Annotated in this window: 5 protein-coding genes and 1 tRNA gene; 3 read left to right on the top strand and 3 right to left on the bottom strand. The window is 63.7% G+C overall.

Annotated elements, in window-relative coordinates; all coding sequences use genetic code 11:
• Nucleotides 1-33: 33 nt before the first annotated feature.
• On the bottom strand, nucleotides 34-1,485 hold the full coding sequence (rpsA, locus tag AAFP05_RS11160) for a 30S ribosomal protein S1 (protein WP_341729933.1): 1,452 nt from the start codon (nucleotides 1,483-1,485) through the stop codon (nucleotides 34-36).
• A gap of 270 nt (nucleotides 1,486-1,755) precedes the next feature.
• On the opposite strand from rpsA, the gene AAFP05_RS11165 reads away from it, so the two are divergent.
• On the top strand, nucleotides 1,756-2,454 hold the full coding sequence (locus tag AAFP05_RS11165) for a class F sortase (RefSeq protein ID WP_341729934.1): 699 nt from the start codon (nucleotides 1,756-1,758) through the stop codon (nucleotides 2,452-2,454).
• 13 nt (nucleotides 2,455-2,467) lie between these two features.
• Here the strand turns inward: AAFP05_RS11165 and polA are convergent, their stop codons facing one another.
• Nucleotides 2,468-5,137 (bottom strand): DNA polymerase I, encoded by a 2,670-nt coding sequence (gene polA / locus AAFP05_RS11170; RefSeq protein WP_341729986.1) that lies wholly within the window; start codon nucleotides 5,135-5,137, stop codon nucleotides 2,468-2,470.
• 127 nt (nucleotides 5,138-5,264) lie between these two features.
• On the opposite strand from polA, the gene AAFP05_RS11175 reads away from it, so the two are divergent.
• Nucleotides 5,265-5,663, top strand: a complete 399-nt coding sequence (locus tag AAFP05_RS11175) for a PaaI family thioesterase (protein ID WP_341729935.1) — start codon at nucleotides 5,265-5,267, stop codon at nucleotides 5,661-5,663.
• A gap of 168 nt (nucleotides 5,664-5,831) precedes the next feature.
• Here AAFP05_RS11175 and AAFP05_RS11180 read toward each other — a convergent pair whose 3' ends face one another.
• A complete protein-coding gene (locus AAFP05_RS11180; RefSeq protein ID WP_341729936.1) occupies nucleotides 5,832-6,443 on the bottom strand; it encodes a response regulator in 612 nt (203 codons plus the stop codon).
• 230 nt (nucleotides 6,444-6,673) lie between these two features.
• On the opposite strand from AAFP05_RS11180, the gene AAFP05_RS11185 reads away from it, so the two are divergent.
• Nucleotides 6,674-6,756 (top strand) — tRNA-Leu (locus AAFP05_RS11185).
• The last annotated feature ends 112 nt before the right edge of the window (nucleotides 6,757-6,868 follow it).

Raw genomic sequence — 6,868 nt, forward strand, 5'->3', positions numbered from 1 at the left:
CGCACCATTCACTCAATGATCAGCAGTGCACGATCACTCGTTGCCGCTGGTCAGCTTATTGCGCAGCGCCTGCAGCGCCTCGTCGGAGGCCAGCGAGCCTTCGGCCGGAGCACTCGTCTCGGACGAGTACTCGGTGGCCTCCGCGCGGGCTGCCGCCACGGCCGACTCCTCCGCCTCGGCAGCCTGCTTCTTCAAGGCCAGCCAACGGGCCTGAGCCTCGGCGTACTGGGCCTCCCAAGCAGCCTGCTGCTCTTCGAAGCCCGGCTTCCACTCGTTGGTCTCCGGATCGAAGCCCTCGGGGTAGATGTAGTTGCCGGCGTCGTCGTAGCTGGCGGTCATGCCGTACAGCGACGGATCGAAGTCCTCGGCCTGGATGTCGACACCCTGGTTGGCCTGCTTGAGCGACAGCGAGATGCGGCGGCGCTCCAGGTCGATATCGATGATCTTGACCATGACCTCGTCGCCCACAGCGACGACCTGCTCCGGGATCTCCACATGACGCTCCGCCAGTTCGGAGACGTGCACCAGACCCTCAATGCCGTCCTCGACGCGCACGAAGGCGCCGAACGGAACAAGCTTGGTGACCTTGCCGGGCACGATCTCACCGATCTGGTGGGTGCGGGCGAAGGTCTGCCACGGATCTTCCTGGGTGGCGCGCAGCGACAGCGAGACACGCTCGCGGTCGAGCTCGACGTCCTTGACCTCGACGGTGACCTGCTGGCCAACCTCGACGACCTCGCTCGGGTGATCGATGTGCTTCCAGCTCAGCTCGGAAACGTGTACCAGACCGTCCACACCACCAAGATCGACGAACGCACCGAAGTTGACGATGGACGAGACAACACCCTTGCGGATCTGGCCCTTCTGCAGCTGATGCAGGAACGACTGACGGACCTCCGACTGCGTCTGCTCCAGCCATGCGCGACGGCTCAGCACAACGTTGTTGCGGTTCTTGTCCAGCTCAATGATCTTGGCCTCAAGCTCCTGACCCACATAGGGCTGCAGGTCGCGGACACGGCGCATCTCGACCAGAGAAGCCGGTAGGAAGCCACGCAGGCCGATATCGACGATCAGGCCGCCCTTGACAACCTCGATGACGGAGCCGGTGACGACACCATCGGATTCCTTGATCTTCTCGATGGTGCCCCAGGCGCGCTCGTACTGGGCGCGCTTCTTGGACAGGATCAGGCGCCCTTCCTTGTCCTCCTTCTGCTGGACGAGGGCTTCGACCTCGTCACCCACCTTGACGACATCGAAAGGATCGACGTCGTGCTTGATGGACAGCTCCTTGGAAGGAATAACGCCTTCAGTCTTGTAGCCGATGTCGAGGAGGACCTCGTCGCGATCGACTTTGACGACGGTGCCAGTGACAATGTCTCCGTCGTTGAAGTATTTGATAGTGGAATCGACCGCGGCCTCGAAGGCTTCTGGCGTGCCGATGTCGTCGATTGCGACCTTGTTCGAGGCCTCAGTGGAGGAGGTCATGTAGTAGGGCTCCGATTGCTGGGTTATATGTTCGATTGGATGCACCACGGCCACGCAGCTTCGCTGCACGCGCCACCTACTCGGTCCGAGACGGCACAGACCGCAATGCACCTTAATAGTAATCGCGCGCAACAAGGGGGGTCAATCTGGGTCAGTCACCGGTCTCGGCCGCTCGACTGACCATGACGACTATGGTCACTCGGCTTGTGACAGGAGGTTTGATAGCTTCAAAGAAGGCAGCTCCAGTTCGACTCAGGAAAGCGTCCCCAGATGCGTCATCGCAACACCCGGATCCCAGCGATCATCGCTGTGCTCTTCGTCGTCGCCGTCTTCGCGATCGTGGCGATCCGGTTCATCGAGCAGGGCGGGACGTCCCAGTCGCTGCTGCCGGGACTCTCCCAGACCGGTGAGGCCGGCGGCAACGGAACCCACGGCGACCAGACCACGGATGCCGACGGCACAACGACGGATGCACTGGCCGAGGGTTGCCCGGCCGAGCCTGTGCAGATCGCCGATCCTGTCCGGGTGAAGCTCATCGGTCACGGCATGGAGCTTCCAATGATCAGCCTGGGGCTGGACGCCTCCGGTGCCGCGCCCGCGACACCGCCCGACAACGCGGGGTATACGGTCGCCTGGTTCAACCAGGGCCCCCTGATCGGTTCCACGGTAGGCAAGGCCGTGCTCAGTAGCCATACCTTCCGATACGGCGGCGCGCTGGGCAATCAGCTCAACAACGGGCTGCTGAATCCCGGAGATGTCGTCATGATCAGCGGTTCGGACGGTTCGTCCGCGTGCTATCGCTATTCCGGCAGCACCCACGTGATGGTGGCCGACTACGACAACACCTCCGACATCCTCTACGACCAGATCGGCGATCCGAAGTTCGCGCTGATCGTCTGCTCGGACTACGACTCCAGCGGCGAAGCGCTGGGGCGGATGATCTACTACGGCGATCTGATCCGGGGTTAGACCGACCATTGTCTCAATGTGCGGCGTCCAGCCAGGTCGCGCCGTAGCCGATCGACACGTCGAGCGGCACCATCAGGCTTGCTGCTCCGGCCATCTTCTCGCGCACCAGGTCGGTGACCGCGTCGCGTTCGCCAGGACCGATCTCCAGCACCAGTTCGTCGTGGATCTGCAACAGCACCCTCGACTTCAGCCCGCTGGTCATCAGCGCTTGGTCCAAACCGATCATGGCGATCTTGATGATGTCGGCGGCCGATCCCTGGATGGGCGCGTTGAGCGCCATCCGCTCGGCCATCTCTCTGCGCTGCCGATTGGACGAGATCAGGTCGGGCAGGTAGCGCCGACGACCGGCCAAGGTCTCGGTGAATCCGGTGCGGCGAGCCTGGGCGACGAGGTCGTTGAGGTAGTCGCGCACTCCCCCGAAGGTCGTGAAGTAGTCGTCCATCAGCTCGCGCGCCTCCGGGACCGAGACTCCCAGCCGGGTCGACAGACCGTAGGCCGACAACCCATAGGCCAGCCCGTAGTTCATCTGCTTGACGCTGGCCCGCTGGGTGGGCGTCACCAAGCCGGCGGGCACTCCGAAGACCTTCGAAGCGGTCACGGTGTGGAAGTCCACGCCGCTGCGGAAGGCCTCGATGAGGTCTTCGTCACCCGAAGCATCGGCCATCACCCGCATCTCGATCTGCGAATAGTCCGCGCTCATCAAGGCTTCAAATCCATCGCCGACGCAGAAGGCGGAGCGAATCCGGCGGCCCTCCTCGGTCCGGATCGGGATGTTTTGCAGGTTGGGGTCGGCCGAGCTGAGGCGTCCGGTGGCAGCGATGGTCTGCAAATAGGTGGTGTGCACACGGCCGTCGTCGGTCACCGACTTGCGCAGCCCCTCGGTCGCCTGGCGCAGCCTGATGGCATCGCGGTGTGCAAGCAGGTGTTCGAGGAACGGATGTCCGGTGCGTGCATACAACCCCTCGAGCGCCTCGGCGTCGGTCGTAAAACCGGACTTGATCTTCTTGGTGCGCGGCAGGTCGAGCTGGTCGAACAAGACGGCCTGCAATTGCTTCGGGGAACCCAGGTTCACCTGCTGATCCACCGAGTCCCAGGCGGCCTGTTCGGCCGCGCGCACACGCGCATCGAATTGCGAGTACAGCTGGTCGAGCACATCGCAGTCCAGCGCAATGCCGGTGCGCTCCATACGCGCCAGGATCCGCTGCAGCGGCAGCTCGAGATCATCAAGGAGGCGCAGCTGACCGAGCCCGTCGAGTTCGGCGGTCATTGTCGCCGTCAGATCGATGACTGCTCGTGCACGCAGCATCGCGGCCTCGGACTCGTCGTCGCCAACCTCGTCGCCGAAGTCGAGCATCTGTTGATCGGTGGCGCCTTCGCCCGAAGGATCGACCCGCAGTTCGCGTTTGAGATATCTGATCGACAGATCGGCCAGGTCGTAGCTCCGCTGGTCGGGACGCAGCAGATAGGCAGCCAACTCGGTGTCGCAGACCAGCCCGTTCAGCTGCCAACCCTGTTCCCAGGCGGCTAGCATCGGCCCCTTGGCCGCATGCATCGACTTGCCGAACGCAGGATCGGCGAGCCAGTGCGCGAGCGCCTGCTCGTCGGGAGCCTCCAGATCGGCGGTATCGAACCAGCAGGCTGCCCCGTCCGCGCTCGCCAGCGCCAGTGCGGTGAGCTCGCCGCGGCCAGAGCCCCAGTGCCCGGAAGCGTCCAGCCCGGTCAGCTCGCCTTGTGCGTGCTCGGCCAGCCAGGCCGCGAGTTGCCCGGCGGCCAGCCGCTGACCTGCCAGCGCGAACCCGGACTGTTCCTCGGCGTTCTGGTCATCGGGAAAGGCCTCGAGCAGGCGATCTCGCAGCACCCGGAACTCCAGAGCGTCGAAGAGCTGGTGAACGGCGTCTCTGTCCCAGCCGTGCAGTTCGAGATCAGGTAACCCAAGGACGAGCTCCAGATCGTTGACCAGGCGGTTCAGCCGACGATTGCGACGCACATCGTCGATGTGTTCCCTGAAGGACGCGCCTGCCTTGCCTGGCACCTGCTCGGCGCGCGCCAGCAGGTTCTCCAAGCCGTCGAAGTTGGCCAGCCATTTCGCGGCCGTCTTGACCCCCACTCCGGGCACTCCGGGAAGGTTGTCGCTGGTCTCTCCCACCAGCGCCGCCAGCTCGGGATAGCGCTGGGGCGCGACGCCGTACTTGGCCTCGATCGCCTCCGGGGTCATCCGCGCGAGTTCGCTGACCCCGCGCACCGGATACAACACGGTGGTGTTGGCGTCGACCAACTGGAAGGAATCGCGATCCCCGGTGACGACGATGTTCTCCCAACCCTGTTCGTCCGCCCGCGCACTCAGGGTCGCTATGAGGTCGTCGGCCTCATAGCCGTCCAGCGATAGGTGCGGGATCTTGAGCGCATCCAGCACCTCGGTGATCAGCGCCACCTGGCCGGCGAACTCGTCCGGGCTCTTGGAACGGGTGGCCTTGTAGTCGGGGTATTCAGCGGTGCGGAAGGTGGTGCGTGAAACGTCGAGGGCCACCGCTACGTGAGTCGGGCGCTCATCGCGAAGGATGTTGATGAGCATCGAAGTGAACCCGAATACCGCATTGGTGTGCTGCCCGGACGCCGTAACAAAGTTTTCCACCGGCAGAGCGTAGTAGGCGCGATAGGCCATCGAATGGCCATCGATGAGCATCACCTTGGGCTGAGCGCTGGTCACTGGAGAGTTCACCTGTCCGACTGTAGCCGCCACGACCGACGTTTCAGCGTCCAGCGCCGGGCAGCGCCCGCAGGCGTGGGACGCGATGTGTCACAGTGAGGCCATGAGCGATTCCGAGACTGACCTGGGCCCCAATTCGAAAAGCGCGTTCGACACCAAGGTCGGCATCGTGATCACCGAGCGCAGCGCTGAGCGAGTCTGCGGACGCGCCCCGGTCGACGGGAATACCCAGCCCTACGGCATCTGGCATGGCGGAGCCACCGCAGCGCTCGTGGAGACACTCGGATCGGTCGGCGCGGTCGAACACGCGGGACCCGCTCGGCGGGCTGTCGGCACCGAGCTGAATGTCAGCCATCTGCGCAGCGTGCGGTCGGGTTGGGTGCACGGCGTGGCGACCGCACTTCATCTGGGCGCGAGCAGCGCGATCTACCGGGTGGATCTCACCGACGATGACAGGCGCCTGATCGCGTCGGGCAGGCTGAGCTGCCGCATTCTCGGGTGAGGACCAGAGATCGTCACCCCGATCAAAGAACCGCTCGATCCCTGGCCGAAGCGAACTCGAAGCTTTGTCATGGTTGCCGGGCAAGCGAGCCTATTCTTTCGGCGAGCGGCGGCAACCATGACCAAGCTGGCCCATCAACGCGATGCTGCGTCCGGACGAAGCACCTTCTTAGGAGCGGTTTGCCTTCGCGTGATCGATGACACCTTCGGCAACCTCACGCATCGACTTACGCAGGTCCATGGCAGTCTTCTGAATCCAGCGGAACGCCTCCGGCTCGGTCAGCCCCAGGCTCTCCTGAAGCAAACCCTTCGCCTGATCGACGATCTTGCGGGAGGCGAGACGCTCTTCGAGATCGTCGATCTCATCGTCCAGGGCCCGAATCTCCGCAAATCGGGCGATCGCGATCTCGATCGCCGGCACCACGTCGGACGCGTCGAAGGGCTTGACCACATAAGCCATTGCCCCGGCCTCGCGGGCCTGCTCAACCAGATCGCGTTGGCTGAAGGCAGTCAGCATGACAACCGGCGCAATCCGCTCGGACGCGATGATCTCGGCCGCGGCAATGCCGTTCATCTTGGGCATCTTGACATCCATCACGACGAGATCTGGCTCAAGCTCACGAGCCAGTTGGACCGCCGTCTCGCCATCTCCGGCCTGTCCGACGACCTCGTACCCCTCATCATTGAGCAGTTCGACAAGATCGAAACGGATCAGTGCCTCATCTTCGGCGACCAGCACGCGCGGAGCCTTCGCCGCACCTGACTTCTTGCTGTCACTCACAGTGATCCCTCAAATCCGCAGGTCCGGGATGAGCCGGACAATCCATCGTGTGTTTGCCTGAGCAGCCGAGGTCGGCGCCATCGCCCAGCGCGCTACAGAGCCTATCGCACTAGGGAGGATCTCCGAGAGGTCCATGATCAGAACTTGCTGCAACCAGCCCCTACGAGACCTTTCGCGGACCCGAATGGCGCCCTCGCCCAGGATGTGCCAGAATGGTCCGGTTGAAATCAGCCCGGGTGGCGGAATGGTATACGCGGACGGCTCAAACCCGTCTGGCCGAAAGGCTGTAGGGGTTCGACTCCCCTCCCGGGCACCGAGAGGACATCACAGCGCCCGCAACAGCGGCTACCCGAAATCGCGCCGACTACCGATCATTCGGCAGCGTCTGCGGTTTCCGGTAGCCGCTGACGGCAAGCCCGATCAAT

The sequence above is a fragment of the Brooklawnia sp. genome (genome assembly GCF_032229645.1).
In the GTDB taxonomy this organism is placed as follows: domain Bacteria; phylum Actinomycetota; class Actinomycetes; order Propionibacteriales; family Propionibacteriaceae; genus Brooklawnia.

What these genes read in the sequence shown, in the direction of transcription:
- rpsA (WP_341729933.1), bottom strand. Translation starts at nt 1,485, where the DNA reads ATGACCTCCTCCACTGAGGCCTCGAACAAGGTCGCAATCGACGACATC.
- AAFP05_RS11165 (WP_341729934.1), top strand. Translation starts at nt 1,756, where the DNA reads ATGCGTCATCGCAACACCCGGATCCCAGCGATCATCGCTGTGCTCTTC.
- polA (WP_341729986.1), bottom strand. Translation starts at nt 5,137, where the DNA reads ATGCTCATCGATGGCCATTCGATGGCCTATCGCGCCTACTACGCTCTG.
- AAFP05_RS11175 (WP_341729935.1), top strand. Translation starts at nt 5,265, where the DNA reads ATGAGCGATTCCGAGACTGACCTGGGCCCCAATTCGAAAAGCGCGTTC.